The 24,431-nt window shown below is 68.1% G+C and carries 23 protein-coding genes; 12 read left to right on the forward strand and 11 right to left on the reverse strand.

Annotation, left to right across the window (positions count from 1 at the left end; genetic code table 11):
- Positions 1 to 2 precede the first annotated feature (2 nt).
- The 3 genes from G7Y54_RS10910 to G7Y54_RS10920 are packed head-to-tail and all read right to left on the reverse strand — an operon-like array spanning position 3 to position 2,910.
- Positions 3 to 827, reverse strand: coding sequence for an inositol monophosphatase family protein (locus G7Y54_RS10910; RefSeq protein ID WP_165079334.1), 825 nt, complete (start codon positions 825 to 827; stop codon positions 3 to 5).
- 17 nt (positions 828 to 844) lie between these two features.
- A complete protein-coding gene (locus G7Y54_RS10915; protein WP_165079333.1) occupies positions 845 to 1,870 on the reverse strand; it encodes a rod shape-determining protein in 1,026 nt (341 codons plus the stop codon).
- A 2-nt stretch (positions 1,871 to 1,872) separates the two neighbouring features.
- Positions 1,873 to 2,910 (reverse strand): GAF domain-containing protein, encoded by a 1,038-nt coding sequence (locus G7Y54_RS10920; RefSeq protein ID WP_165079332.1) that lies wholly within the window; start codon positions 2,908 to 2,910, stop codon positions 1,873 to 1,875.
- Positions 2,911 to 3,103: 193 nt separating this feature from the next.
- Here G7Y54_RS10920 and G7Y54_RS10925 point away from each other — a divergent pair, with 193 nt between their 5' ends.
- The 7 genes from G7Y54_RS10925 to G7Y54_RS10955 are packed head-to-tail and all read left to right on the forward strand — an operon-like array spanning position 3,104 to position 10,515.
- Positions 3,104 to 4,837 (forward strand): hypothetical protein, encoded by a 1,734-nt coding sequence (locus G7Y54_RS10925; protein ID WP_165079331.1) that lies wholly within the window; start codon positions 3,104 to 3,106, stop codon positions 4,835 to 4,837.
- Positions 4,834 to 5,736 (forward strand): RsmE family RNA methyltransferase, encoded by a 903-nt coding sequence (locus G7Y54_RS10930; protein ID WP_241159461.1) that lies wholly within the window; start codon positions 4,834 to 4,836, stop codon positions 5,734 to 5,736. Before G7Y54_RS10925 ends, G7Y54_RS10930 begins: the two co-directional genes overlap by 4 nt.
- The gene (locus tag G7Y54_RS10935; protein WP_165079330.1) at positions 5,733 to 6,962 is read left to right on the forward strand and encodes a replication-associated recombination protein A; all 1,230 of its coding nucleotides are present in this window, start codon (positions 5,733 to 5,735) and stop codon (positions 6,960 to 6,962) included. The genes G7Y54_RS10930 and G7Y54_RS10935 overlap by 4 nt, the downstream gene beginning before the upstream one ends.
- Positions 6,959 to 7,849, forward strand: coding sequence for a lysophospholipid acyltransferase family protein (locus G7Y54_RS10940; RefSeq protein ID WP_165079329.1), 891 nt, complete (start codon positions 6,959 to 6,961; stop codon positions 7,847 to 7,849). The genes G7Y54_RS10935 and G7Y54_RS10940 overlap by 4 nt, the downstream gene beginning before the upstream one ends.
- Positions 7,846 to 8,829, forward strand: coding sequence for a metal ABC transporter substrate-binding protein (locus G7Y54_RS10945; RefSeq protein WP_165079328.1), 984 nt, complete (start codon positions 7,846 to 7,848; stop codon positions 8,827 to 8,829). Before G7Y54_RS10940 ends, G7Y54_RS10945 begins: the two co-directional genes overlap by 4 nt.
- The gene (locus G7Y54_RS10950) at positions 8,819 to 9,664 is read left to right on the forward strand and encodes a metal ABC transporter ATP-binding protein (RefSeq protein WP_165079327.1); all 846 of its coding nucleotides are present in this window, start codon (positions 8,819 to 8,821) and stop codon (positions 9,662 to 9,664) included. The genes G7Y54_RS10945 and G7Y54_RS10950 overlap by 11 nt, the downstream gene beginning before the upstream one ends.
- Positions 9,661 to 10,515 carry a metal ABC transporter permease gene (locus tag G7Y54_RS10955; protein ID WP_165079326.1) on the forward strand — a complete coding sequence of 285 codons (855 nt, stop codon included), beginning with the start codon at positions 9,661 to 9,663 and terminating at the stop codon, positions 10,513 to 10,515. The genes G7Y54_RS10950 and G7Y54_RS10955 overlap by 4 nt, the downstream gene beginning before the upstream one ends.
- Here the strand turns inward: G7Y54_RS10955 and G7Y54_RS10960 are convergent.
- The 7 genes from G7Y54_RS10960 to G7Y54_RS10990 all read right to left on the reverse strand — a co-directional run bounded on the left by G7Y54_RS10960 (position 10,484) and on the right by G7Y54_RS10990 (position 19,215).
- Complete coding sequence (locus G7Y54_RS10960) at positions 10,484 to 11,512, reverse strand: glucokinase (protein WP_241159460.1); 1,029 nt, start codon at positions 11,510 to 11,512, stop codon at positions 10,484 to 10,486. The genes G7Y54_RS10955 and G7Y54_RS10960 overlap by 32 nt on opposite strands.
- Entirely contained in the window at positions 11,505 to 12,983 is a 1,479-nt protein-coding gene (gene rfaE2, locus G7Y54_RS10965; RefSeq protein WP_165079325.1) for a D-glycero-beta-D-manno-heptose 1-phosphate adenylyltransferase, read from the reverse strand. The genes G7Y54_RS10960 and rfaE2 overlap by 8 nt, the downstream gene beginning before the upstream one ends.
- A complete protein-coding gene (locus G7Y54_RS10970; protein ID WP_165079324.1) occupies positions 12,983 to 15,112 on the reverse strand; it encodes a glycosyltransferase in 2,130 nt (709 codons plus the stop codon). Before G7Y54_RS10970 ends, rfaE2 begins: the two co-directional genes overlap by 1 nt.
- Positions 15,113 to 15,123: 11 nt before the next feature.
- The gene (locus G7Y54_RS10975) at positions 15,124 to 16,314 is read right to left on the reverse strand and encodes an ABC transporter permease (RefSeq protein ID WP_165079323.1); all 1,191 of its coding nucleotides are present in this window, start codon (positions 16,312 to 16,314) and stop codon (positions 15,124 to 15,126) included.
- 133 nt (positions 16,315 to 16,447) lie between these two features.
- Positions 16,448 to 17,626: a glycosyltransferase family 2 protein gene (locus G7Y54_RS10980; protein ID WP_165079322.1), complete on the reverse strand. Its 1,179-nt coding sequence runs from the start codon at positions 17,624 to 17,626 to the stop codon at positions 16,448 to 16,450.
- 51 nt (positions 17,627 to 17,677) lie between these two features.
- Positions 17,678 to 18,112: a hypothetical protein gene (locus tag G7Y54_RS10985; RefSeq protein WP_165079321.1), complete on the reverse strand. Its 435-nt coding sequence runs from the start codon at positions 18,110 to 18,112 to the stop codon at positions 17,678 to 17,680.
- Positions 18,109 to 19,215 (reverse strand): glycosyltransferase, encoded by a 1,107-nt coding sequence (locus G7Y54_RS10990; protein WP_165079320.1) that lies wholly within the window; start codon positions 19,213 to 19,215, stop codon positions 18,109 to 18,111. The genes G7Y54_RS10985 and G7Y54_RS10990 overlap by 4 nt, the downstream gene beginning before the upstream one ends.
- A 110-nt stretch (positions 19,216 to 19,325) precedes the next feature.
- Here G7Y54_RS10990 and G7Y54_RS10995 point away from each other — a divergent pair, with 110 nt between their 5' ends.
- The 4 genes from G7Y54_RS10995 (at position 19,326) to G7Y54_RS11010 (ending at position 23,560) form a co-directional block, all read left to right on the forward strand.
- On the forward strand, positions 19,326 to 20,360 hold the full coding sequence (locus G7Y54_RS10995; protein WP_165079319.1) for a hypothetical protein: 1,035 nt from the start codon (positions 19,326 to 19,328) through the stop codon (positions 20,358 to 20,360).
- The gene (locus G7Y54_RS11000; RefSeq protein ID WP_206214954.1) at positions 20,357 to 21,121 is read left to right on the forward strand and encodes an alkaline phosphatase family protein; all 765 of its coding nucleotides are present in this window, start codon (positions 20,357 to 20,359) and stop codon (positions 21,119 to 21,121) included. The genes G7Y54_RS10995 and G7Y54_RS11000 overlap by 4 nt, the downstream gene beginning before the upstream one ends.
- 403 nt (positions 21,122 to 21,524) lie before the next feature.
- Positions 21,525 to 22,721, forward strand: a complete 1,197-nt coding sequence (locus G7Y54_RS11005; protein WP_165079318.1) for a DNA cytosine methyltransferase — start codon at positions 21,525 to 21,527, stop codon at positions 22,719 to 22,721.
- Positions 22,706 to 23,560, forward strand: a complete 855-nt coding sequence (locus tag G7Y54_RS11010; RefSeq protein WP_165079317.1) for a BsaWI family type II restriction enzyme — start codon at positions 22,706 to 22,708, stop codon at positions 23,558 to 23,560. The genes G7Y54_RS11005 and G7Y54_RS11010 overlap by 16 nt, the downstream gene beginning before the upstream one ends.
- Before the next feature lie 3 nt (positions 23,561 to 23,563).
- On the opposite strand, the gene G7Y54_RS11015 is transcribed toward G7Y54_RS11010, so the two are convergent.
- Positions 23,564 to 24,097, reverse strand: coding sequence for a GNAT family N-acetyltransferase (locus tag G7Y54_RS11015; RefSeq protein ID WP_165079316.1), 534 nt, complete (start codon positions 24,095 to 24,097; stop codon positions 23,564 to 23,566).
- Between the two features lie 95 nt (positions 24,098 to 24,192).
- Between G7Y54_RS11015 and G7Y54_RS11020 the strand changes: the two genes are divergently transcribed.
- A complete protein-coding gene (locus G7Y54_RS11020) occupies positions 24,193 to 24,399 on the forward strand; it encodes a hypothetical protein (protein ID WP_165079315.1) in 207 nt (68 codons plus the stop codon).
- Positions 24,400 to 24,431: the final 32 nt, after the last annotated feature.

A 24,431-nucleotide genomic window follows, 5' to 3' on the forward strand; every position in this document is an offset into this window, starting at 1 on the left:
GCCTAGGCCCGCTCCAGCGTCGGCCCCAACAGCGCCACCATGGCCGGATGCAGGGGGCCATTCGTCGCCAGCAGCGCCTCGCCGAAGCGGAAGGGCGCGCCGTCAAGGCCGCTCACCGTGCCCCCGGCCTCCTCCACCAGGAGCCAGCCCGCGGCGAGATCCCAGGGCTTGAGCCAGTCTTCATAAAACACGTCCAGCCGCCCCGCTGCCACGAAGGCGAGGTCCAGCGCGGCCGAGCCCAGGCGCCGCATGCCCTGCGTGGCCGGGAGCACCCGCCTGAGCCGCTCCAGCACCAGCTCGAGCCGCCCCGCAAGCTCGTAGGGAAAGCCCGTGCAGGCCAGCGCGTCGGTGAGCGCTCCCGCGCGGGACACGGAAAGGCGCCGCCCGTTGAGGAAGGCTCCGGCCCCGCGCAGGGCCGAGAAGCATTCGCCCTCCGGCCCGAGCATGGGCCCGTTCACCACGCCGAGCTGCACCGCGCCGTCCGCCCACAGGGCCACGGAGGTGCTCATCTGCGCCAGCCGGTGCACGAAGTTGGTGGTGCCGTCCACCGGGTCGATAATCCAGCAGGGGCCGGAATCGGCCGCCGGCCCTGCGGGCGCGCTGCTCTCCTCCGCGAGGAAGGCCGATCCGGGCAGAAGCGCCCCCAGCCCCTCCTTGAGAAAGGCCTCCACGGCGAGGTCCGTATCCGTCACAAGGTCGACGGCGCCCTTGTGCGTGACCTGGCTCGGGCCGTCCCAGCGCTCGCGGATCGTGGCTCCCGCCTGGCGCACGAGGCGCACGCAGCCCTCCAGCAGTGCGGCCGCGTCGCGGCCCGCGATCTCCCTCATGCCGTATCCCTGCTTTTTCAATTGATAAAGACGGACGCAAAGCCCTTGCGGTCGGCCATGGCGCGGGCGGTGCCGCGCAGCACCGTGGTGAGCGGGTCGGTGTCGACAAAGACGCGCAGGCGGGTCTCGCGGGCGAGGTATTGGTCCAGCCCCTTGAGCAGCGCGCCCCCGCCGGCGAGCAAGAGCCCGTTGCGGCTCACGTCCGCGGCGAGCTCGGGCGGTGTGGCCTCCAGCGCGCGGAGCACCGTGTCGCGCACGGCCTGGAGCGGCTCGGCCAGCGCCTCGCGGATATGGCCCTCGCTCACGGTGACGGCCCGGGGACGCCCCTGCACGAGATCCTTGCCGGACACCTCGAGCACGGGCGCGTCGGGCTGGGGCCAGGCGGAGCCCAGAAGGATCTTGACGTTCTCCGCCGTGTTCTCGCCCACCTCCATGCGGAAGACCTCGCGCAGGTAGCGTTGCACGGCGTGGGTCATGGCGTCGCCGGCCACGCGTACGGACTGCGCCGCCGCCACGCCGCCGAGCGAGATGACGGCCACCTCGCTGGTGCCGCCGCCGATGTCGAGCACCATGTTGCCCACGGGCTCGCGGATGGGGAGGTCGGCGCCGAGGGCCGCGGCCATGGGCTCCTCGATGAGAGCGATGTCATCGGCCCCGGCGAGCTGCGCCGCGTCGATGACCGCCCGCTTCTCCACCTGGGTCACGCCCGAGGGCACGCAGATGACCATGGAGGGCCTGACCAGCCGCCAGCCGTCGATGGCCTTGCGCACGAAGTGCGAGATCATGGCCCTGGTCACGTCAAAGTCGGCGATGACGCCGTTCTGCATGGGCCTCACCGCGCGGATGGCCGCGGGCGTGCGCCCCACATAGCCGCGCGCCTGCGTGCCCACGGCGAGCACGGCGCCCGTGCGGGCGTCCAGCGCCACCACCGAGGGCTCGTTGACCACGATGCCATGCTTTTTGGTGGCCAACAGGGTGTTGGCCGTGCCCAGGTCCATGGCGATGTCGGTGGCGAAGAGCCGCAGGAAACGGCGCGGGAACATGGTCAGCGTTCTTCGCGGGGCGGCGCCGGCGCCATGTCGGGGTCAAAGACGCGCGCGCCGTCGCTCTCCACGGTGGCCTTGGGCAACAGGGCCTTGAGCCGCGTGCGGAGATAGAGATTTTCGAGGAAGAGGCCGAGATGGTCCACGGCCTGCCTGACGAAGCTGCGCAGGCCCTCGTCGATGCTGCCCGCGCCGGTGCGCGCGAGGCAGAGCACGCCGCGCGCGGTCTTGTGCACCATGACCGGCATGCAGATGGCCGTCCTGAAGTCCGGGGCGCCCTCCACCTTGCCGAAGAGCGCCGTGGGGGCCGCGGCGGCCTCATCGTCCACAAAGACGGGCTGCTCGTCGCGGAAGGCCCAGCCCACGAGGCCCGCGCCCAGGGGCCGACAGGCGGGGGCGCCGTCCCTCAAAAGAAGCGGCCGGGATTCGGCCTCCACGCAATACTCGTCGCCGCCCGGGTCGAGCGAGGCGAAGGCGCAATATTCGAAGCCCGTGGCGTCGCGCATGGTGAGCAGGAAGTTCTCGAGGAAGACCGGCCAGCGCTTGTAGCGGAAGCGCAGGTCCTGGATGACGCCGAGCTCGGCGAAATAGCGGGGGATGTCGCCCGCCATGTCCTCCCCGGGGAGATTGGTCTCGAGGCGCGCGATGAGCTCGGCGAAGAGCTGGAGGAGCTTGGCGTCCTTGTCGGAGAAGGAATACTGCCGCTTGCTGTCCACGCAGAGCACGCCGCCCGTGGGCACCGGGCAGCCCATGAAGGCCTTGATGCCGGTTTCCGCGCCGTCTACGTAATAGCCGAGATTGCTGGGCCGCTGGTCGAAATGCGTCAGCAGGAGCGGCTGGCGGTTGCGGATGATCCAGCCCACAAGGCCGGCGCCCGGGCGGATGACGGCATCTTCACAAATGCTGTCCCCAAGGCTGAAGGCCGCGGAAAGCCGGCAGGCGTCGTCGATCTCTTCCGGCAGGAAGAGCACGGCGGAATGCGCGTCAAAAACGCTGCAGATGATACAGAGGACTTGCTGTTCAAGGGAGGTGGCGTTCATGGCGCGGCGGGGTTGGAGGTGGCGGGCGCTTGGCCCGGGGGCGCACACCGTTTTTGTAGCAAAGCGGCCGGCCGGCCGCAACCGCTTTCCCCTGCGCGGCGAAAGAGGATGCCGCCGGGGCGCCGCGGCACTGGAACTTTTTTGAAAAATCTGTTAGTACTGGAAAATACTCAAAAACAACGGATACCGCGTCATGATTCGCTGGCAAGATGTATTCAGCAAGGACGGCCACCCCTGGCGCGACGCCTTCACCCTCTCCGACGCCCTCGCCCTGCGCGACCTTGCCTCGCTCAAGCGCTTTCTCGACGCCGTCCACATCCGCTACTGCCTCGTGCGTCCCTACCAGGAGCTGAAAGACTATCCCCTTGTGGAGGGCCGCGAGCTTTTGCCCTCCTTCGACAACGACATGTTTGAATACAAGGACCTCCCCGGCTTCGCCATGGTGGCCTTTGCGCGCGAGCTCGACTACTTTTCCGAGATTTTCCAGTTCGACAAGCTCCATCCCGTGCTTCTGGGCGAGGGCGGCGCCTCCTGCCCGCTGGAGCAGCAGGTCATGGAGCAGAACCTCCAGACGCTGGCCGCGCGCCTGCCCCGCGCCCTGCAGGACACCTTCCGGCAGGAGTTCCGCTCGGTGGACACGGGCCTTGTGGAGTCCTATCCGTCGCTGCTCCCCTACCTGCTCCAGATGGACAGGGCCCAGGTGTTCGCGTGGGACGCGGACAGGCTCTTCCACCTCGCCGGGGTTTTCGCGTCCTTCCCGTCGGACATCGACAGCGAGCTCAAGCGCTTCGGCATCCGCATCGGCAAGTTCGTCTACGGCGACAGCCAGATGTACGAGCGCAACCGCATGTTCGTGTACCAATACCTCATGGAGCTCTACGGCTTCCCCATCGTGTCGGAGCGGCGCACCTCGAGCGCGCTCTTCGCCCGCAAGCTGCACAAGATGGGCGAGCACTTCATTTTGCGCGTGCTCGGCCAGAGCGACCGCACCCTCACCACCTACACCTCGGACGGCGAGAACCGGCGCTATCCGCTGGTGGAAAAGATCGCCCTCGTGCGCGTGGACGAAGACCAGGAGGAGGCGCTGGAAGCCATCGGGCGCGACGGCTTCTTCCTCGACCCGGGGCGCCGCGTGGTCATCCTGCGCGTCACCTACCGGCAGCACCGCTTCGACGCGAGCAACGTGCGCCAGGACAGGGCGCTCTCCGTGGCGGCGCAGGAGGTGCTCAACCCGCTCACCGGCGAGGCACTGCGCGGCCTCAACATCATCAAGGACGCGAGCAACATGTTTCTTCGCCTCAACGACATCGTGCGCGGCGAATACACGGGCCGCATCATCTACAAGCGCAACGAGGTCGTGGAGAACACGGACACGCACGAGAAGCGCCTCAAGTTCCTCTACAGCTGGCTCAGCAAGCACCAGCGCCGGATGATCAGCTACAGCGACGAATTTTTCGCCAAGGTGAGCAAGGTGGTGACGGGCTACCTGTATTCGCCCAAAAATGTGGAGATCTTCGACACCATGCACGACCTCCACCAGGAGGTGTGCACACGCTTCAGCTATATCCAGCAGGCAAGGCGCGTGCATATCCTCGAGGACATCTGCCACCGCCTCTACAAAGGGGAGCGCATCTCCTACCGGCGCATGACGCGCGAGGCCGTGGCCCTGCTGCACGAGCTCCAGTACGAGATCGTCAACTTCTTCCCCGACCTCGTGGACGACATCATCGCCTGTGTGGAGACCATCCTCCACGACCGCTACCTCACGCGCACCTATATCGACGTGCCCGAAACGGCGCTCACGCCGGCAGGCCAGGAGATCCGCAAGAATTACGGCAAGCTCGTGGCCCTGCTCGACCGCTTCCGGGCGGTGCGCAAGTCGCGCCTCGCCTGTGAGGAGCGCCAGGCCCGCGAGGCTGTGGCGTGAGCGGGCGGACCATGCAGGGGCGCCGAGGCGACGAGGCCCCGCGGGACGTGGATATGTTCGACGGGTTGCCGCGTTTCTATCTCGCGCCACAATGCTGGCCCGCCGCCGGGCCGGACGGTGAGGCGCCTGCGGGGGCGGAAGTCCTCATTGATGGCCCGGAGGCCGCGCATCTGCGCGTGCTCAGGCTCGAGCCCGGAGAGGCCGCCCTGCTGCTCGACGGCAAGGGCCGCATCGGGCGCTGCCGGGTGCTCGCCGTGGGCCGCAGGGAGGCGCGCCTTGCGCTCCTCGGCTGGAGCTTCCAGCCACAGCCCGCTTCCCGCGCGGTCATGGCGCTGGCCCTGAGCAAGGCCGTGCGCCGGGGCTTCTTCATGGAAAAGGCGGCGGAACTCGGCGCCACCGGCGTCTGGCTCTGGCAGGGCGACCACAGCCAGGGGCGCCTCCCCGAAAATGCCGCGGCGGCGTCGCTCGGACAGCTCGTCGCCGGCGCCAAGCAATGCGGCAACCCGTGGCTCCCGGAAGTGCGGGCTTTCGACGGCATCGGCGGGGTCATCGCGCAGGCCGCGGGGGCGGACTTCCGCCTGCTCCCGTGGGAGCGGCAGGAGGGAGTCCCCATGCTCGGGCCGGGCATGGCGGGGCGCGCGGGCCTCACGGTCTATGTCATCGGGCCCGAGGGCGGCTTTTCCGCCCGGGAGCTTGCGGCCTTGCGCGAAGCCGTATTCACGCCCGTGAGCCTCGGCGCCCGCATCCTCCGCTGCGAGACGGCGGCCGCGCTCTGCCTGGGCCTGCACTGGTGGGCCTCGCAGTTGCCGGGGGGGCCGGATTTCCGGCCCGCGCCGGAAAAGAACGGGCCCGAAACTGCCGGGCCTCAAAATGACGGCCCTGAAGGCCCGCTCCCATGAGCGTTGACCGCCCCCTCCCCGAACGCCTGCGCCCGGACGACATGGCGCACTTTCTGGGGCAAACGCACCTCGCCGGGCGCATAGCCTCGCTCATGCAGGCCACGCGCCTGCCGAGCCTGCTCTTTTTCGGGCCGCCGGGCTGCGGCAAGTCCACCCTGGCGCTGCTCCTCGCCAAATCCACGGGCAAGAAATACCTGCGCCTTTCCGCGCCCGAGGCCGGGCTCCAGCATTTGCGCCGCTCGCTCGCCGGGGTGGAGATCCTCGTTCTCGACGAATTGCACCGCTTTTCCAAGGCGCAGCAGGATTTCTTCCTGCCGCTGGTGGAATCGGGCGAGCTCACCCTGCTCGCCACCACCACCGAGAACCCGTCCTTCAGCGTCACGCGGCAACTGCTCTCGCGCCTCCATGTGCTCCGGCTGCGGCCGCTGGGGCGCCATGAGCTCAGGGAGCTCGCGCGGCGCGGCGCGCTCTCGCTCGCGCTGGAACTCGGCGAGGACGTGCTCGACCTCTTGGCCGGCTCGGCCAACGGCGACGCGCGCACCCTGCTCAACCTCGTGGAATATGTGGCCGCCCTCCCCGGGGAACAGCGCGGGCCCGAGGCCGTGCGCGCGGCGCTCCCCGAGATCCTCGTGCGCCACGACAAGGACGGCGACAGCCATTATGAGCTCGCCTCGGCGCTCATCAAGTCCATCCGCGGCAGCGACGTGGACGCGGCGCTCTATTACCTCGCCTGCCTTCTGGAGGGCGGGGAGGACCCGCGCTTCATCTGCCGGCGCCTCATCCTTTCCGCCTCGGAGGACGTGGGCCTCGCCGACCCGGCGGCCCTGCCGCTGGCCGTGGCCTGCCAGCAGGCCGTGGAATTCACCGGCATGCCCGAGGGTTTCATCCCCCTCGCCGAGACCACGGTGTATCTCGCGCTGGCGAAAAAGAGCAATTCCGCCTATGCCGCCTATCTCAACGCCGCGCGCGAGGTGAGGCAGGGCGGCCCGCTGCCGGTGCCGCTGCACCTGCGCAACGCCACGACGCCGCTCCAGAAGGAATGGGGCTACGGCAAGGAATACAAGTATCCGCACAACTATCCCGAGTCCTTCGTGGAGCAGCCCTACCTGCCGCCCGAGCTCGGCGGCCGGCGCTTCTACCAGCCGCGCGACAATGGCGCGGAGCCGCGCCTCGCCCAGTGGTGGCAAAAGATCCACAACCGCAAAAAACCGGACGGTTCCGCATGACGCACGCTCCCGAGGCGGCCGCGCCCGGGGAGGCCCCGGCCTTTCCCGTGGCGCCCGCGCCCTTCCCGCCCTTTACCGAGGGCGTCATCCCCAACAAGTACGGCTCGGGCGACACGTACCGCGGCCCGCGCGTGACGCCGGGCCTTGTCACGCGCATGGCGCCCTTCCCCTCCTTTTACAGCCGGCTCTTCCTCGGGCCGGTGGCCTGGCTCTCGCGCAGGGCGGCGCAGGGACGGTGCGACGACGCGGCCTGGGCCTATTCGAGCGACTGGGTCACGGACCTCATGGAGCGCATGGGCTGCCCGGTGGACATCGACGGCATGGACGCCATCAGCGCCACGGAGGAGCCCTGCATCTTCGTGGCCAACCACATGAGCACGCTCGAGACCTTCATGCTGCCCGGCATCATCCGGCCCCGCCGCCCCGTGACCTTCGTGGTCAAGGAGAGCCTAGTCACCATGCCCTTTTTCGGGCCCATCATGCGCTCCCGCGACCCCATCGTGGTGGGCCGCACCAACCCGCGCGAAGACCTCGCGGCCGTGCTGGACGGCGGCGCGGAACGGCTCGGCCGGGGCATCTCGCTGGTCATCTTTCCGCAGAGCACGCGCTCGCTCACCTTTGACGAGCGGCACTTCAACAGCATCGCGGTCAAGCTCGCCCGCAAGACCGGCGCCCCGCTGGTGCCGCTGGCCCTCAAGACCGACGCCTGGGGCCAGGGCAAAAAAATCAAGGAGCTCGGCCCCGTGAAGCCCGGCATGCCCATCCGCTACCGCTTCGGCGCGCCCCTGCGCGTTTCCGGCAACGGCAAGGAGGAGCATGCCGCCATCTGCGCCTTCATCGCCGCCGCCCTCGGGGAGTGGCAGGCAAAGGACGGGATCAACGCATGAAGCGCCGCCATTTTTTCCCCCTCTGGAGCGCGCTCTGCGCGCTGATTTGCCTGCTCACGCTCGCGCCCTGCCAGGGAGCCCGCGCGGCGGAGGCGGCTCCCGCGTCCGCTGGCGAATTTCGCGTGCTCGCCACCACCTTCCCGGTGTGGCTCTTCACGCGCAATGTCTGCCACGAGGTAAACGGCGTGCGCGTGGAGCTGTTCGTGCCCGCGCAGACGGGCTGCCCGCACGAGTTCACGCCGAGCCCGGCCGATCTGCGCAAGCTGGCCGCAGCCCGGGCCATCGTCATCAACGGCCTCGGGCTCGAGGCATTTCTCAGCCAGCCGCTGCGCGCGCTGGACAAGGAACATGCGGTCATCGACGCGAGCCGCGGCGCCGACCCGCTGCCCGCCCCCGCAGAGGCCGGCCACGGGCATGATGACGGCCATGACCACGCGCATGACCACGGCTCGCCCGGGGTCAATCCGCACATCTTCGCCGGGCCGGCGCAGGCCGCGCTCATGGCGCGCGCCATCGGCGAAGGCCTCGCCCGGCTGGACCCGCCCCACGCCGAAGCCTACCGCGCCAATGCCGCCGCCTTCGCCGGCAGGCTCGAGGCCGTGGCCGGCACGCTCGCGGCCATCGGCAAGGCCGCGCCGCGCAAGGGCATCGTGCTCCAGCATGACGACCTCGCCTACCTCGCCCACGAAGCCGGCCTCGAAACCCTGGCCGTGCTTAGGGCGGGCGATGAGGGCTCGGCGCTTTCCGCCTCGCAGCTCCATGGCCTGACCCGGCGCCTGAAGGCCGAGGCGCCCGTGCTCATCGCCGGGGAGCCGCCGGCCCCCGACCGCGCGGTGGAACTGCTCTCGGCCGAGAGCGGCGTGCCCTTCGCCCTGCTCGATCCCGTGGCCTCGGGCCCGGCGGACGCGCCGCTCGACTATTATGAACGCGCCATGCGCGCCAATGCCGGGACCCTGCGGCGGTATTTCGATGTTCCCTGAGCCCCGGAAAGAGACGGTCTGCCTCACGGCGCCGGCGGTGCGCTTCGAGCATGTGGGCGTCGTGGCCGGCGGCCGCACCATCCTTGCAGATGTGGACGCCGTGGCCCCGGCGGGCGGCGCCACCGTGCTCATGGGCCCCAACGGCGCGGGCAAGACCACCCTGCTCCACTGCCTGCTGGGCGAGCGGGCCTACAGCGGCCGCATCGTCCTCGAGGGCGGGCAGCGCGTGGCCCATGTGCCGCAGCAACTGGTGGTGGAACGCGGGCTGCCGCTCACCGTGCGCGAATTTCTCGCGCTCGGAGCCCAGCGGCGCCCGCTCTGGCTCGGGGTATCGGCCGGCGCGCGCCTGCGCGGGCGCGCCCTGCTCGAAACCGTGGACGCGGCGGACCTTGAGGGGCAGCGCCTGGGCGATCTCTCGGGCGGCGAATTGCGTCGCGTGCTCCTCGCCGCGGCCCTCGGGCACGACCCTGACCTGCTCGTGCTCGACGAGGCCGAGGCCGGCGTGGACGTGCACGGCGAGCGCCTGTTCTGGGAAGTGCTGGACGCGGCCCGGCGCGAGCGCGGCTTCACGCTCATCATGGTGAGCCACAACCTGCCCTTGGCGGCCCACTACGCCACCCACGTCATCTGCCTTGACGGGCGGATGCTGGCCCAGGGCCCCCCGCGCGAAACCCTCACCGCCCGGCTCCTGCTCTCGCTTTTCGGGGTGCCCATCCACCTCTATCCCGACCAGTGCGACCTCGATGCCCCCGGCTGCCCGCAATGCGGCGCCCTTTCGGCGCCTGGCCACCGGGGGCGGCTGCCCGTGGGCCTTGGCGACGGGAGCGCCCCATGACATCCTTGCTGGCCGCCGCGTGCGACGCCCTCTCCGTGCTGCCCTTTGAATGCCTCGAGCCGCGCTTCATGCGCCGCGCGCTGCTCGCGCTGCTGTTGCTCACGCCCATGACCTCCATGCTCGGCGTGCAGGTGACGCTCTTCCGCATGGCCTTTTTTTCGGACGCCGTGGGCCATTCGGCCTTCGCCGGTGTGGCGCTCGGGCTCATCCTCGGCGCGCCGCCGGAGACGGCCATGCTTGTCTTCGGGGTGCTCGTGGGCATCGCGGTCATGGCCGTGCAGCGCTCAAGCGGGCTCTCGGCGGATACGGCCATCGGCATCATCTTTTCGGCCGTGGTGGCCTTCGGCCTCGCCGTGGTGAGCCGGGCCAGCGGCCTCGGCCGCCAGATGGGGCAATTCCTCTACGGCGACATCCTCACCGTGGGCGACGGCGAAATGGCGGCGCTGGCCGTGCTGTTCGGCCTCCTGCTGCTCTTCGAGCTTATGGGCTGGAACCGCCTGCTCGCCATGGCCCTGAGCCCGGTGACCGCACGGGTCGAGGGCATCCATACGGCCTTCTGGAACTATCTCTTCGCCGCCGTGCTGGCGCTTGTCGTCATGTTTTCGGTGCGGGCCGTGGGCGTGCTGCTCATGACGGCCCTGCTCGTGGTGCCGGCGGCCACGGCGCGCAACCTCGCCAGGAGCGCGGGGGGCATGTTCTGGTGGTCGGTGGTCGTGGGCGTGAGCTCGGGCGCGGCGGGCCTGCTCCTGTCCGCGCAGGAGTGGCTCGCCACGGCGAGCGGCGCCACGGTGGTGCTCGTGGCCTGCGCCTGGTTCGCCGTCAGCTGTGTCGTGCGGGCGTGGCGGAAGTAGAGGAGGGCTGCTCGAGCAGCATGCGGCCATATTGGGCCGCGCCCCAGAGGCCGCTCTCGTCGTCTTCCATGAGGCGCACCGGGATTTCCCGGAGCCAGTGCGCGAAGGAGGGCTCGGCGAAGAGCTCGGCGAAAAACTCCGGGCTGCCCACGCAGAGGGGATTGCGGGCGGCGATGCCCCCGGCGATCCACAGGCCGCCCGTGGAGAGGCAGGAAAGCATGAGGTTTCTGCAGGCGCGCCCGTAGAAGCGGGCGTACCAGCTCAAGGTCGGCGAGGGCGCCGAGAGGGCCTTGCGGCCCACTTCGCCGGGCGTGAGCCGCTCGCCGGTGAGGAATTCGTGCAGGAGCGCGAGGCCGCGGCCGGAGAGCACGTCGTCCCCTTCCGCCACGGCGAGACCGAGCGCCGTGCACAAAAATTCATGAAAGGCGTTCTCCTCCGCGCCCGCGAAAGGGAAGGCCATGTGGCCGCCCTCCGAGGGCGCCACGAGCCAGCCCCCGGCGCCGGCGACTGCCATGTCCAGCGGGTAGAGGCAGGCCACGCCGAGGCCGGTGCCGGCGCCGATGACCGCGCGCGGCGCGCGCAAGGGGCCAGGGGCAGGCGGCACGGGCCAGAGCAGGCGCGCCTCGTCGCCGAGTTCCGTGAGGCAGGCGCAAGCCTGGGCCACAAAGTCATTGATGACGCGGTAGACGCCTTGCCCCCGCGCGGCCAGCGGGCGCAAGTCCACCCTGAGGCTGCCGTTGGTGAGGCCGCCGGTGAGGCCGTCATGCACGGGCCCCGCGATGGCGAGCACCGTGGCGTCCGCCCGGGCCGGATGCAGCTCAAGCTCGCGCTCCAGCGCGGCGAGCAGGTGCTCGGTGGTGCAGAGATCCGGGCTCTCCAGCCAGGCCGAATGCTCGCGCGCGAGCCGGCCGTCCGGGCCGAGCGCGAAGCGCGCCAGCCGGCAATTGGTGCCCCCGATGTCGGCGGCGATGAGATGGCGCACGCCGGCCTCAGGCATGGGCGCCGCCCCCCGCGTCGCCGCCCTGCGCGGGCCGCATCTTGCGCACGAGGCCCGTGGTGCTGCAGCCGTCCACAAGGTCCACGAGATGCACCTCGCCACCGCGGCCGAGCACGAAGTCGGCGCCGACCACATTTTCCACCCGGTAGTCGCTGCCCTTGACGAGCACGTCCGGGGCTACCTCATGGATGAGGCGCTCCGGCGTGTCCTCGCCGAAGAGCACCACCGCGTCCACGGCCTGCAACGCCGCGAGCAGCAAGGCCCGGCTCGTCTCGTTCTGGATGGGGCGCTCGGGCCCCTTGAGCCGGCGCACCGAGGCGTCCGCATTGAGGCCCACCACCAGCCGGTCGCCCAGGGCCGCGGCCTGGCGCAAAAGGGAGATGTGCCCGGGGTGGAGCAGGTCGAAGCAGCCGTTGGTGAAGACGATGCGCTCGCCGCGGCGCCGCCATTCCTCCAGCTTGTGCCTGAGCGCCGGAAGCGCGAAGAGCTTGGGATTGTCCATGCCCTCCCGCAGGGCCTCGTTGAGCTCGGCCAGGGCAACCGGCGCGGTGCCGGCCTTGCCCACGGCCACCCCGGCGGCGGCATTGGCCACCGCGGCGCTCTCGGCCCAGCCGAGGCCCCCGGCCACGCAGGCCGCAAGGGCCGCGATCACCGTATCGCCCGCGCCGGAAACGTCCGCCACTTCACGCACGGCCGCGCGGATGCGCACAGGCTCCTCGCCGGGGGTGTAGAGGATCATGCCCCGGGGGCCGCGCGTGAGCAAAAGCCGCGCAAAGCCGTACTTCCCGCACAGCCCCTCGGCCAGCTCGCGGCGCTCGGCGCCACCCGGCCGCGCGGCGGGGGTGAGCCCGCAGGCCTCGAGGAATTCCGCCGTGTTGGGCGTCACGCAGGCCGCGCCCGCATAGCGCGACCAGTCCTTCCCCTTGGGGTCCACAAGCACGGGGACGCCCGCTGCCTTGGCCTGCGCCATGATGTCCGCGCAGAGGCTTGCGCCATCCTCGCGGCGCAGGAAGACGCCCTTGCCGTAATCCGAAATGATGACAGCGCCGCAGCCCGGCAAGAGCCGCGCCACGGCCGCGCGCAGGGGCTCGAGCTCGGCGGGGGTGAGGGGCGTCACGCGCTCTTCGTCAAGGCGCAGGAGCTGCTGGCCATGCCCGAGGATGCGCGTCTTGCTGGTGGTGGCGCGGTCATGCGAGAGGGCCAGGGCGTCCTCGATGCCTTCGGCCGCCACGGCCGCGCGCAGGGTGCGGCCCTCGGCATCGTCCCCCACAAGGCCCACCAGCCGCGCGGCCACGCCGAGCCGCGAAAGGTTGCGGGCCACGTTGCCCGCGCCACCCGGCACGCTCCAGCGCTTTTCGAGGCGCACCACGGGCACGGGCGCCTCGGGCGAGATGCGCGCCACGTCGCCGGCGAGATAGCGGTCGAGCATGACATCGCCCGCCACCAGGATGGCCGTGCCCGAAAAGTCCATCAGCGCCCCTTTTTCGCGGGCGGCCTGCCCTTGCCGGGGGAGCCTCCCACGGGGGCGGACGTCGCCACTTCGCCGGGGGCGTTTGCGGGGGCGCCTGCGCCGGCTGCCGCGGACGTTTCCGCACCCCCGGGCGCCGCGCCGGCCCCTTCCTTGGCCCGGGCGGCGGAACGCGCGGCCTCGATGAACAGCTCCTTGAGCTTCTCCTCGCTCGCCTGCGCGTCCAGCAGGGCGTGGATGCGCTGGCGCGCGGCGGCGCCCAGGCGCTTGCGCTCCTCAGGGTCTTTGGCAAGGCGCTCCAGCGCCTGCGCCAGCGCCGGCACATCATTCTGCGGCACCACGAGGCCGGTGACCCCGTTTTCCACCGCTTCGAGCTGGCCCGGCAGGTCGCTCACCACCACGGCGATGCCGAAGGCCATGGCCTCGGCGAGCGCCGAGGGCAGCCCGTCCATCTCGCCCTTGCGCGTCTTTATGCCGGGCGAAACGAAGATGTCCGTATGCCGGTAGGTCTCGGCCATCTTCTCATGGGCCACCTCCCCTGCAAAACGCACGAGGCGCCTGAGCCCGAGCCGCCACGAAAGCCAGCGCAGCTTGAGCCGCGCGGGCCCCTGGCCCACGATGGCCAGGCGGAAGTCGATGCCGGCCTGTTTCAGCCGCGCGCAGGCCCGCAAGAGCAGGTCATAGCCCTTGCGCGGGGCGATGGTGCCCACGGCGAGCAGTTCCAGCGGCTTGACAGCTTCGGGCGCGCTGCCCGCCGGCGTCGGGATGGTCTCCACCTCTTCCTCGGGGGGCGTGAGGGTCAGCGGGTCGCGCAAAAGGACGATCTTGTCCGCGGGAAGGCCGGGCAGGCGTTCGCGCAGCGCGCGGACCACGGCCTCGGTGTCGCACCGCACGAAGACGGCCTCTTGCGCCTTGACGGCCCAGTCCGCGCCGTTGAGGGAGAGATCCTGCGCGCGCACGGAAAAAGCGAAGGGCAGCCGGAGCAGGCGCGCCGCAACGAGGCTGGCCGTGGCCTGGTTGCCGGCCCCCGAGGCGTAGAAAAATTCGATGCGCTCCTGGAGGCCCCAGCGGGCGAGCAGGGTGCCGCAGGCAAAGGCCCAGACCTGGGCGAAAAAGCCGCGCCCCCAGCGGGAATGGGGCATGTGCCGCCACAGTGACCACAGGGACTGCGAGGCCCGGGCGCGCCTCACCAGCGCCCCGAGCGCCGCCGGCGCATGCCAGAGGCCGATGCGGCGCACGGCGAGCGGCAGGGCATAGCCCGCCGGGTTGCCGAGCAGGCCGCTGCCCCTGATGGCATAGATGCGCGAGAGCAGGCCGGCCGCATGCAGATGGTGGGCGATCTCCATGAGGCACTGGCCCGAAGGCTCGGGAAAACGCTCGGCCACGAGCGCCCCGCGCACGATGGGGTCTGGCGCGGCGAGCAGGCTCTTGGTGGCGCCCTCCTTGAGGTCGGCGAGCTCGTGCTTGCGGCAGTGGAGGATGCCGTCCTCCAGCGTATAGACGCTGTCGCAGAACTCGGCCATCTTGGGGTCATGCGTGACCATGACCATGGAGACGCCGCCTGAATGGCAGAGCGCGCGGAAATTGTCCATGATGAGGCGGCTCGTCTTGGCGTCGAGCGCGCCCGTGGGCTCGTCCGCGAGCAGGATGCGCGGGTTGTTGACCATGGCGCGCGCGATGGCCACGCGCTGCTGCTCGCCGCCGGAGAGCCGGTTGCTGCGGTAGTGCACGCGGGCCGAAAGGCGCACGAGCTCGAGCGCCCTGATGACGCGCTCCCAGCGCTCCTGCGGGGGCACCTTTTCATAGATGAGCGGGAATTCCACGTTCTCGAACACCGTGGAATGCTCGAAAAGGTTGCTCGACTGCATGACGAAGCCCAGGTTCCCGCGGCGGAAGGCCGCCGTCTGCTCGCGGGTGAGCTTGAGCACGTCCGTGCCGAGGATGGTGAGCGAGCCCGCGTCCGGGGCGTGGAGCAGCCCCAGGATGTGGAGCATGGTGGACTTGCCGCAGCCCGAGGGGCCCATGATGGCCACCATCTCCCCGGCCTCCACCTCGAGGCTCACGCCACGCAGCACGGGCGCGAAACCCGCGTAGCACTTGTACAGATCCTTGGCGATGATGACTGGTGCCATGCTTCACCCTTTCATTCAAAGCGCAGGGCCGAGACCACGTCCATGCGGCTGGCCTGGATGGCGGGGTAGAGGCCGCCCGCCACGCCGATGAGGGCGGAGAAAAGGATGCTGCCCACGCTGCTTGCGAGCAGCAGCGGGTAAGAAATGCCCGTGCCCAGCGCCCAGGAGCCCACCTCCACGATGATGACGCCGAGGAGGATGCCGAGCACGCCGCCCGCCAGCGACTTGCACAGCGCCTCGGCGAGGAACTGGGCCAGGATGTCTGCGTCCGCGCCGCCCATGGCCTTTTTGAGGCCCACCTCGCGGGTGCGCGCCCGCACCGCCGCGAAGGTGCCGTACCAGATGCCGAAGCCGCCGAGCATGAGCGAGGCCACGATGCCGAGCCAGAGCAGCGCCTCCACCCACATGAAGGTCGTCTGGATGCGGTCGAGCTGCTCCTCCTGGGTGCGGATGACCATGTGCGGCGCGGACTGGTGTTCGCGCACCACCTTGGGGATGAGCTTGACGAGCGGGGAGACATCCTCCCAGCCGATGGCGCGGATGAAGAGCCTGTCCACCTTGCCGCCCACCCAGTTGCGGTCGACCATGACGGTATAGGGCAGGAAGCCGCCGCGGCCCCAGCTCCCGAGCATGACGCCGCTCACCACGCCCACCACCTCGAACACGTCCTTGCCGAGGATGAGCAGCTTGCCCACGGCCTCTTCCGGCTTCTTGTAGAGCATGAGCGAGGCCTCGCGGCCGAGCATGGCCACGCGCCGCCGGCGCTCGATATCCGAGGTGTCGAAGAAGCGCCCCGCCACGAGCGTGAGGGAATAGACATCGGCGAAATACTGGTCGACACCGATGAAATCCATGTGGATCTTGCGCTCGCCCGATGTCCTGAGATCGAAGGCGCGGCCGCCGCGCAGGTTGCGGCTCACCATGCCCACACCCGGGAGTTTTCTGAGCGCCTCCACGGTCTCGGGATAGAACTCGCGCCTTGGCTGGCCGGGATAGGCCGCGTCGTCCATATAGACCTGAATGACATTTACGCCGCCCATGAGCACCATGTCCTGCCCGACCTTGTAGCGGATCTCGCGGCCCAGCACGGAGAGCACGATAAAGGCGGTGATGCCCAGGGCGATGGACAGGATCACCCCGAAACCGCGCTGGCGCACAACCTGCCTGAGGCTGACGCGAAAAAGGTCCGACATGACGATCATGGAAAGCTCCGGCTCCTCCGGCGGGAGTGGACGGCGTGCGACACCCGGCGCCTTCCGGGTGCCCCCCGGAAGGCCCAATGTACGGCCTTGGGCGCCGCCTGTCAAAACGGCGCCGGCGCATGCGGCAACGCGCCTACCCCCGGCGGCGCATGCCGAGGAGCACGCCGCCGCGCCCCACGAGGTAGACCATGTGCCGCCACGTGATGGTCCTGGCCGGGATGGTCCTGAGATACACCCAGCCGAAAAGCCCCGACGCCAGGAAAAAGGCCCCGAGCCAGCGCCCGAGCGGCACGCGCACGGGCACGAGCCGGCGCCACCCCGAGAGCGTGCCGGCAAGCAGCAAAAGCCAGAGCAAGGCGAGGAAGGGCCCGGTGCCGCCGCCGCGCCCGACAAGGTCGCGGCAGAAGGTGAAGCCGGCCCACAGGGTGGGCGCCAGCATGAGCGCGGCGAACACCCCGAGCAGGAGCCACTGGCCCGGCATGCAGAACTTGAGGAAGAGCACCTGCCGGTCCATCCACGCCCGCCACGTGCCGAAGGCGTGCCTGTGCGCCGTGGTGCGCAACAGCGCGGCCGCGCACAGCTTCACATGCACCCCCCGCGCCTCGAGCATGGCCCCGAGCGAGCAGTCGTCCACCACGGTGGAGGCCCAGAGCCTCGCCACGCCATAGCGCTCGAAGGCCGCCCGGGTCATGGCCATGGCGCCGCCCCAGGGCTGGGTGAAGGCGGAGAGGCCCTGCAACAGCCGCATGAGCAGCACGCTCAGGGCATAACCCAGGGTGACGAGGCCGTGGTCGCGCGGCTCCACCTCGTGATAGCCGGTGCTGAAGGCCGCCTCGTTGCGCGCGAGCGGCCCCACGAGGCAGCGCGCGAACTCCGGGTCGGCCATGTGCGTGCTGTCGCAAAACATGTAGATGTCCGCCGCGTCGCCCACGGCGGCCACGCCCGCGAGGCTGTTCCAGTTTTTCTGGCCGCAGTCCTTCGCTTCGCCGGCGATGACGTGCCTGAGGGATGGATAGTCCTCTTTCAGGCGCCGGATGATGTCCGCAGCCGGGTCGTCCGCGCCGGAAGTGACGAGCACCGGGAGCAGGTGCGGATAATCCTGCTCCAGCAGGCTTTTCAGCGCGGCTTCCATGCGCGGGTCATTGCCCGCGGCGGGGATGATCATGGCCACGCGCGGCCAGCCGCCGTGGGGCACATAGCGGGCTTCCTCCCGCTCTTTCCTCGCCCGGCGCGCCAGCTTGGCGCCCGTGCCCGTGAGCAGGAACAAAAGGCCGCACTGGACAAGGCCCACGATGAACAACACTACTGTCATGGCTCCTCCCCAAAGGGGCGCCGGCGACGGGGGCGCGGCTTCTGCGACGGGTCAGGGGGCAAGCGGCGCGCAGTCTTCCGCCGCCAGGGGCACATCGAGGGTGCGCTCGCCCTCGAGGTTGAGGGTAAGGCCGTTTTTGAGCTTTACCCGGCCTTCCATGCTGCGCGGGCCCGTGATGCGCCCGGTGAAGGAATGGCCTGAGGAATGCGTGAGGTCGAAGGCATTGGCGTGGATGGTGCCGTAGAGGTGGTACGGGTCTTCCTGGCCGTTGGCATGGCGCAGGATCAGCACGCCGCGCGCCCTGCCGTCCGCCCCGAAGCACATGCCCGCGCGGAAGGTGGCGCTGAGCACCTTGCCCGTCCAGAGTTCCGTCACTTCGCCGGGGCCGCTCGTGATGGTCTTTTGCGCCCCGGCAGCCCACAGGGGGGCGGCGCCGCAGAGGGCGCACAGCAAGGCCGCGGCAGAAAGGATGATCCCGCGCTTCATGCGTCGTCCTCCTCGCGTTCGCCGCGCCGCGTCCTGTGCAGGCGGTCGAACAGTTCCTCATGCGCCCCCACCATGGCGGCGAAGGAAAAATCCCGCTCCACGCGCGCTCGCCCCGCGCGCCCGAGGGCGTCGCCCAGGGGCGGCTCGCCGAGCAGGCGCAACAGGGATGCCGCCAAGGCCTCGGCATAGCCCGCCGGGGAAAGCAGGCCGGTCACGCCGTTCTCCACGAGGCCCGGGATGCCGCCCACGGCCGTGGCGCAGACGGGCAAGCCGCAGCTCATGGCCTCGAGGATGACATTGGGCTGCCCCTCGCGCACCGAGGCCAGGGCGAAGATGCGCGCCTCAGCATAATGCTCGCGCACATCGGGGCTTCCGGGCACGAATTCCACGCGCTCCTCGAGGCCGAAGGTGCCGACGAGCATGCGCAGCTGCGCCTCCTGCGGGCCGTCGCCCACGAGGCGCAGGCGCGCCTCGGGCACCTCGCGCGCCACGATGGCGAAGGCGCGCAGCAGGGTGAGGTGGCCCTTGTCCTGCGCGAGCCTGGCCACGCAGAGGATCAGCGGGGGCCGCGCCGAGGGTGGCTCGGGCGCGGGGCGGAAGCGCTCGGTATCCACGCCGTTGGGGATATAGCTGATGCGGCCGGCGGGCTCGCCCAATTTGCGCAGCCCCTCCGCCAGCGCGAGCGAATTGCAGACATGGTGGTCGCAGAGGCGCCAGAGAAAACGCTCGTGCTGGCGCCGGAGCGCGCCGCCGCCCCGGCAGGTGCCCACGATGGCCGGCAAGCCGAGCAGCCGCCCCCAGATGGGCCCCCAGATATTGGGCAGCGCCGTGCAGGGCACGAGGATGTCCGGCGCAAGGCGCTTGAGCGCGGGCCCGAGCCTGAGAAAGAAGAGGCTCGCCACGCCCCGGCCGGTGCCCAGATAGTGGAGGGGGATTTCCGCGCCGGCCGCCACGGCGTCGAGGTCCGTGGGGCCGGTGAGCATGAGCATGGACGGCGCGAAACGCCCCCGGTCAAGGCGCTTCGCCAGCTCGAGGGTCTGGCGCTGGGTGCCTCCGTAACAGAGGTCTTCCATGAGGAACAGGACGGAGCAGGGCTCGGGCATCGTTTCTCCCGTCGCCGGCGTGGCGACACCGCCCAACCATACGCCATCGGGCCCCGCTTGCAAAGCGCCGGGGCATTGCCTTGGCGCAAGGCCCGCGTTAAAGTCGGCCCATGCCTGCCCAAGCTCCGCCCGCCGCCGGCGCCGCCGGCCTCAAGCCGCCCCTGCGCGTGGTCATCAGCCTCGACGTGGAGGAGGAGGGCCTTTTCTGCGGCACCTACGCCGCCACTGGCTGCGGCGTCAGCAACGTGGCGCTCCTGCCGAAGCTCGCGCCCCTTTCGGACGAGCTCGGCTTTCCGCTCACGCTCTTCTGCGCCTACACGGTCTTCGCCTCGGCGGCCGCCCGCGCCGTGCTGGAAAAGATGCGCGACCGCCACGGCGCGGAGATCGGCGCCCACCTCCACCACTGGAGCACCCCGCCTTTTGACGGGTCGCCCCAAGCGGGGGTGTCGGGGGCACCCATGCGCACCCACCTCCTCCCGCGCGAGCTCCTGCGCCAGAGGCTGCGCACCCTGCTTGCCGCAGGGCGCGACTTCCAGGGCGCGCCGCTCACGAGCTTCCGCATGGGCCGCTGGGACCTCAAGGCGGAGCTTCGGCCCCTGCTCGCGGAAGAGGGCATTCTGGTTGACAGCTCGGTGTGCCCCTTGCGCGCCTTCGCTGGCGGGCCGGACCACTTCCTCGCGCCGGCCGACCCCTACTGGGTGGAGGGCGCGCCGGAGAGGCCCCTCCTGGAGGCGCCCATAACGCAGGTGCCGCTCGTGCCGGGCCTGGAACGCCTCTGGCACGGCCTTGCCGGGCGCCGGCGCGAAGGGCTCGACCGCTTCCACTTTTTCGGGGCGCTCAGCGCCAATCCCTTCTGGCACGGGGCAAGCGCCATGCGCCTCGCCACATGGCTCCATGTGCGGCGCGGCGGCAAGGTGCTCGGGCTTTTCTGGCATTCGTCCGAGATGCTGCCCGGGGGCTCGCCCCATGTGCCGGACGAGGCCGCGGCCACGGCCGCGCTCGAAAAGATCTTCAGCTTCTGCCGCTGGCTGCGTAAGCACTTCGCCGTGGAGGGCGTCACGCTGACGGCCTTGCGCGCGCTCGCGCCCGAACTGCGCTTTCCCGGCCGCGATGCGCTGCCGGACGCCGGCAGGGGCGACTGGTGAGCCGCCTCGTCTTCGTGCTGCTGGACGGCCTCGCCGCCGCGACGGCACGGCGCCACATGAGCTACATGGCCGCGCTCACCGAAAGCGGCGCGGCCCGGCACACGGAGCTCATGGCGGAACTGCCGCCGCTCTCGCGGCCGCTCTACGCCACCCTGCTCACCGGCATGGCGCCCTTGGAGACCGGCATCGTCCGCAACGAGGACGCCCGCCCCTCCCCGGCGCCGACCCTCTTTGCCCGCGCGCGGGAGGCCGGGCTCACAACGGCGGCCGCCGCCTACCACTGGATGAGCGAGCTCTGCAACCGCGCGCCCTTCGAGCCCGCCCGCGACCGCCTCTGCGACGATGCGCGCCTTCCCATCAGCCACGGACTTTTTTACAGCGAGGACGCCTATCCCGACGCTGAGCTCTTCCGCGACGCCGAGGCCCTGCTCCTGAAATTCGCGCCCGACCTCCTGCTCGTGCACAGCATGGGCATCGACTTCGCGGGCCATGCCCACGGCGCGGGCTCGCGCGCCTACCGCGAAGCCGTGCGCGCCGCCGACAGCCTGCTCGCAGCCGCCCTCCCCCGCTGGCTCGCGTGGGGCGCCACCGTCATGGTCACGAGCGATCACGGCATGGATGCGGACGCGAGCCACGCCGACCCTTCGGATGCCGCCCGGCGCGTGCCCTTCTGGCTCGTGGGCGCGCCGGCGGAGGCGCCGCTCCCCACCCGGCAGACGGACATCGCGGGGCTCGCCTCGCGGCTGCTCGGCCTTGCGTAGTCTTGCTAAGTTGCTCTCGTTTGTGTAAACTCAATTTTATATAACACATCGCGCACGGAGCTGCCCTACCCTCACCGAAGAGGCTTCGCTTTTTGCAGGCGCCGCACCTTCTCGGCTGCCAATGGAGTAGGTACGGGGTGTATAGGACACCTCGTTTCATCAATCACCGAATTTCGTCTCTCTCATTTCTACGATATTACAAATGTGAGGATATTACGCGCTCGAAAACACGTCTTCATTCGCGGGCTAGACAGCAGTATTAGCAATTTAATAACCCAGCGAAACATTTTTTGAACTCTTCCGTCATTTATGTACTTATTTACTTCGGATGGAGATACGCTGAACCAAACTTTTGAGGCAATCATATTTTCTTCCCTTCTCAACTAGATACAGGTTGCAGTTCATGGATGATAATCCTATAACCCATATCGATTGCTTTTCTGGTCCTGGCGGAATCTGCACCGGATTCCGAGCTGCGGGCATACGCACCATCGCTGCAATTGAGCAAGTCAAAAGCTGCGTGGATACATATTCAGCCAATCATCCTGAAGTTGTAGTCCTCCATGATGATATCCGCAACATCGGTCCCGAGAGGTTACTTCCACTTGTGCCCGAAAGAGGTATTGACATCGTCACGTCCGGAATGCCTTGCGAGACTTTTTCTACTGCCGGGAATACCTCCAGATCTTTCTACGATGACAGACAGTTTTTATTCCGAGAAGGAATCCGCATTGCGCGCATGGTCAATGCCAGAGTCATCCTTTTTGAGAATGTACCCGCCATTACTTCAAAAAAAATAAAAAAGAATTCAAGAGAACTCGTAGTAGAGGTGCTTGAGCGGGAGCTTGAGGAAGCCGGATACCCTATGCAAGCTCGTTTCCTGCTCAATGCACTCGACTACGGAGTCCCCCAGCGAAGGAAGCGTTTTTTTCTTCTCGCGTCACGCGAGAAGGATGTCAAATTTTCCCTCCCCCAAACAACTTTTAAAAAGAACGTGACGGTCGCACAGGCTTTGTCGGGTCTTCCTGACATTCTGCCAAATTCCAGTAACGAGGGACGGGAGTACAGGGGAAAATGTTCAGCCTATGCCAATCTCATGCGCGACGAGTCCTTCTGGAAGCTGGGTAGGGGCGTGACCGATACTGTATCCTACCAGACGCCGATGAAACACAGGGATTGCACTTTGGAGCGTTTCGCTCTCCTCAAGCAGGGGGAGAACCTGAAAGACCTTTTTGACAGGTTCATCGGCGATAAAAGGGCAGAACTCCAAGCGAAGAGAATACTCCCCAAAAAGTGGTACATCCAAAGAAACTATCGTCTTGTGCCAAGTGAAGCCGCGCCGACAGTCACGAGCCACTGTCTTGATGAGATGGTTCATCCCTTCAAAAATAGGGCGCTCACCGTTCGAGAATGCGCAAGGCTCCAATCCTTTCCTGATTGTTATGATTTTGCCGGGGGGCCATTCATCGTCCCCCATATCAACCGCGAGGTGCAGGACAAATACGAACAGATTGGCGACGCCGTTCCGCCGCTGCTTGCGTATGCGTGGGGAAGGTATCTGAAAAAATTACTGGTGGGAGACGAATGCCCGTTGACCTAAAAAAATTCTGTTCCCAACTGTATCTCCGTTACAGTACGCGTGAACTCGCCAGAATAGTAGGCGCGAGACATCTTTCACAGCAACAGATGGAGAAAGCAGCTATTGAGGCCCGAAAAAAGGCCATTGAGCAGTCCTTTGCAGAGGCAGTGACCGAATACCCTGACGTGGAACCACACCAGCTATGGGATGCCATATATGTGTCCCATGTAAAATTAAAAAGTGGTGTTGATAATCTAGATGTCATCGGAAAAATTGTAAGCTCTCATCAAAGCTGGATAAAATCAAGTGGACACGCATATGAAGAAATTATCAAATCAAAAGCTACTGAAGCTCTTAGCCCGCATAAGATAAAGATCGTTCTTCAACGAGACCTCACAGAGATGCTAAGGACTGGTTCCCTCACGAATGCCTCTCGAGATATTGAGATATTCGAGAGAATGAAGAGGGGCACTTTTGATTTGTACGCAATCGTGTCGCCCGAGAAGGACAAAAATTATTGCTTCGGGTGCATCCAGTGCAAGACCAGCATTCGCGAAAGGGTCAAGGGAGATCGGGAACCTTCAATCCAAGCAATGAATGATTTTTTCTGGAGCACCATATTTGTTCTGAACGGCGACTTTTTGCGCCTCCCTGAATTTATCGAGATGGTAAACGGGGGTACTGAAAAATTTTCTGGCAACGGCTGGCACGGGATGTATGTGTTCTCCCACTTACCGCAAAATGACCGCATCTATCCCACGAATCTCGCATTTACCAATTTCCAAGAGCATGCCGTTCAGGCCGCCAATATGTGGCTAACACAACGCCAATGGCTAAACACCAACTGGCGAGCAGACTGAAATTTAATATCCCGCTGGTTTCACTTCCCCCACCGCATGCCAGTAAAGGGCGATATCCACATACTCCCCGCCGGGGCGGCGAAAGCCCCCGGGGATGGTGCCGAGCGGCGTGAAGCCCAGTTTTTCATAGAGCCGCCGCGCCGGCGCGTTGTCCACGGCCACGGCGTTGAACTGGAGGATGCGGAAGCCGAGTCGCCCGGCCTCTTCAAGGCTCGCGCGCACAAGGGCGCAGCCCGCGCCGCGCCAGCGGGCGTGCCCGGCCACGGCATAGCTCGCGTTGGCGATATGCCCGCAGCGGCCCACATTGTTGGGATGCAGGATGTAGAGGCCGAGCACGCGGCCCGCGCCGTCCACGGCCACGCCGCAGGCGCTTTGCGCGGCGAAGAAATCCGCCGCCTCCCCGGGCGTGAGGCGCTCCTCCTGCGGGAAGGCCTGCCCCGCGTCCACCACCTCGTTCCAGATCTCCCGCATGGCGGCGAGGTCCGCCGGCGCAAAGGGCCGGACCCGTACCGCGGCCGCCTGCCCATCCTTTGCCATGCCCTCCTCCTTTCCTTTTGCGCGGAACTGCGCTAGTTTTACGCCGTGGCCGTTCTTCCGCGCCGGCATGCGGCGCGAAGTTCACGGAGGCTGGCATGGTTACGCCCATAGAGGTCGTCTGTCTACAGATGGCGAGCTCGGCCCGCGGGGGCGACGAGGCGCACTACCACCTCGCCGACCCGCAGCGCGCCAAGCCGCGGCCCATGACCGAAATGGCCAATTTCCATATCGTGGATCGCACCATCTCCCTCGCGCAGATCGGCTTCGACTTTTACGACAATATCGTCACCTACCGCGTCTAGGCCGGCCTGCACGGCGTGCCGCACCGTCCCCT

It is taken from the genome of Desulfovibrio sp. ZJ746 (assembly GCF_011039155.1).
In the GTDB taxonomy this organism is placed as follows: domain Bacteria; phylum Desulfobacterota; class Desulfovibrionia; order Desulfovibrionales; family Desulfovibrionaceae; genus Desulfovibrio.

Excerpts from the sequence above, each read along its gene's own strand:
- G7Y54_RS10980 (WP_165079322.1), bottom strand. The coding sequence starts at position 17,626 with ATGACAGTAGTGTTGTTCATCGTGGGCCTTGTCCAGTGCGGCCTTTTG.
- G7Y54_RS10970 (WP_165079324.1), bottom strand. The coding sequence starts at position 15,112 with ATGGCACCAGTCATCATCGCCAAGGATCTGTACAAGTGCTACGCGGGT.
- G7Y54_RS10915 (WP_165079333.1), bottom strand. The coding sequence starts at position 1,870 with ATGTTCCCGCGCCGTTTCCTGCGGCTCTTCGCCACCGACATCGCCATG.
- G7Y54_RS10990 (WP_165079320.1), bottom strand. The coding sequence starts at position 19,215 with ATGCCCGAGCCCTGCTCCGTCCTGTTCCTCATGGAAGACCTCTGTTAC.
- G7Y54_RS10910 (WP_165079334.1), bottom strand. The coding sequence starts at position 827 with ATGAGGGAGATCGCGGGCCGCGACGCGGCCGCACTGCTGGAGGGCTGC.
- G7Y54_RS11010 (WP_165079317.1), top strand. The coding sequence starts at position 22,706 with ATGCCCGTTGACCTAAAAAAATTCTGTTCCCAACTGTATCTCCGTTAC.
- G7Y54_RS10995 (WP_165079319.1), top strand. The coding sequence starts at position 19,326 with ATGCCTGCCCAAGCTCCGCCCGCCGCCGGCGCCGCCGGCCTCAAGCCG.
- G7Y54_RS10920 (WP_165079332.1), bottom strand. The coding sequence starts at position 2,910 with ATGAACGCCACCTCCCTTGAACAGCAAGTCCTCTGTATCATCTGCAGC.
- G7Y54_RS10960 (WP_241159460.1), bottom strand. The coding sequence starts at position 11,512 with ATGCCTGAGGCCGGCGTGCGCCATCTCATCGCCGCCGACATCGGGGGC.
- G7Y54_RS10945 (WP_165079328.1), top strand. The coding sequence starts at position 7,846 with ATGAAGCGCCGCCATTTTTTCCCCCTCTGGAGCGCGCTCTGCGCGCTG.
- G7Y54_RS10950 (WP_165079327.1), top strand. The coding sequence starts at position 8,819 with ATGTTCCCTGAGCCCCGGAAAGAGACGGTCTGCCTCACGGCGCCGGCG.
- G7Y54_RS10935 (WP_165079330.1), top strand. The coding sequence starts at position 5,733 with ATGAGCGTTGACCGCCCCCTCCCCGAACGCCTGCGCCCGGACGACATG.
- G7Y54_RS10985 (WP_165079321.1), bottom strand. The coding sequence starts at position 18,112 with ATGAAGCGCGGGATCATCCTTTCTGCCGCGGCCTTGCTGTGCGCCCTC.
- G7Y54_RS11015 (WP_165079316.1), bottom strand. The coding sequence starts at position 24,097 with ATGGCAAAGGATGGGCAGGCGGCCGCGGTACGGGTCCGGCCCTTTGCG.
- G7Y54_RS10955 (WP_165079326.1), top strand. The coding sequence starts at position 9,661 with ATGACATCCTTGCTGGCCGCCGCGTGCGACGCCCTCTCCGTGCTGCCC.
- G7Y54_RS10940 (WP_165079329.1), top strand. The coding sequence starts at position 6,959 with ATGACGCACGCTCCCGAGGCGGCCGCGCCCGGGGAGGCCCCGGCCTTT.
- G7Y54_RS10925 (WP_165079331.1), top strand. The coding sequence starts at position 3,104 with ATGATTCGCTGGCAAGATGTATTCAGCAAGGACGGCCACCCCTGGCGC.
- G7Y54_RS11020 (WP_165079315.1), top strand. The coding sequence starts at position 24,193 with ATGGTTACGCCCATAGAGGTCGTCTGTCTACAGATGGCGAGCTCGGCC.
- G7Y54_RS11005 (WP_165079318.1), top strand. The coding sequence starts at position 21,525 with ATGGATGATAATCCTATAACCCATATCGATTGCTTTTCTGGTCCTGGC.
- G7Y54_RS10975 (WP_165079323.1), bottom strand. The coding sequence starts at position 16,314 with ATGATCGTCATGTCGGACCTTTTTCGCGTCAGCCTCAGGCAGGTTGTG.
- rfaE2 (WP_165079325.1), bottom strand. The coding sequence starts at position 12,983 with ATGGACTTTTCGGGCACGGCCATCCTGGTGGCGGGCGATGTCATGCTC.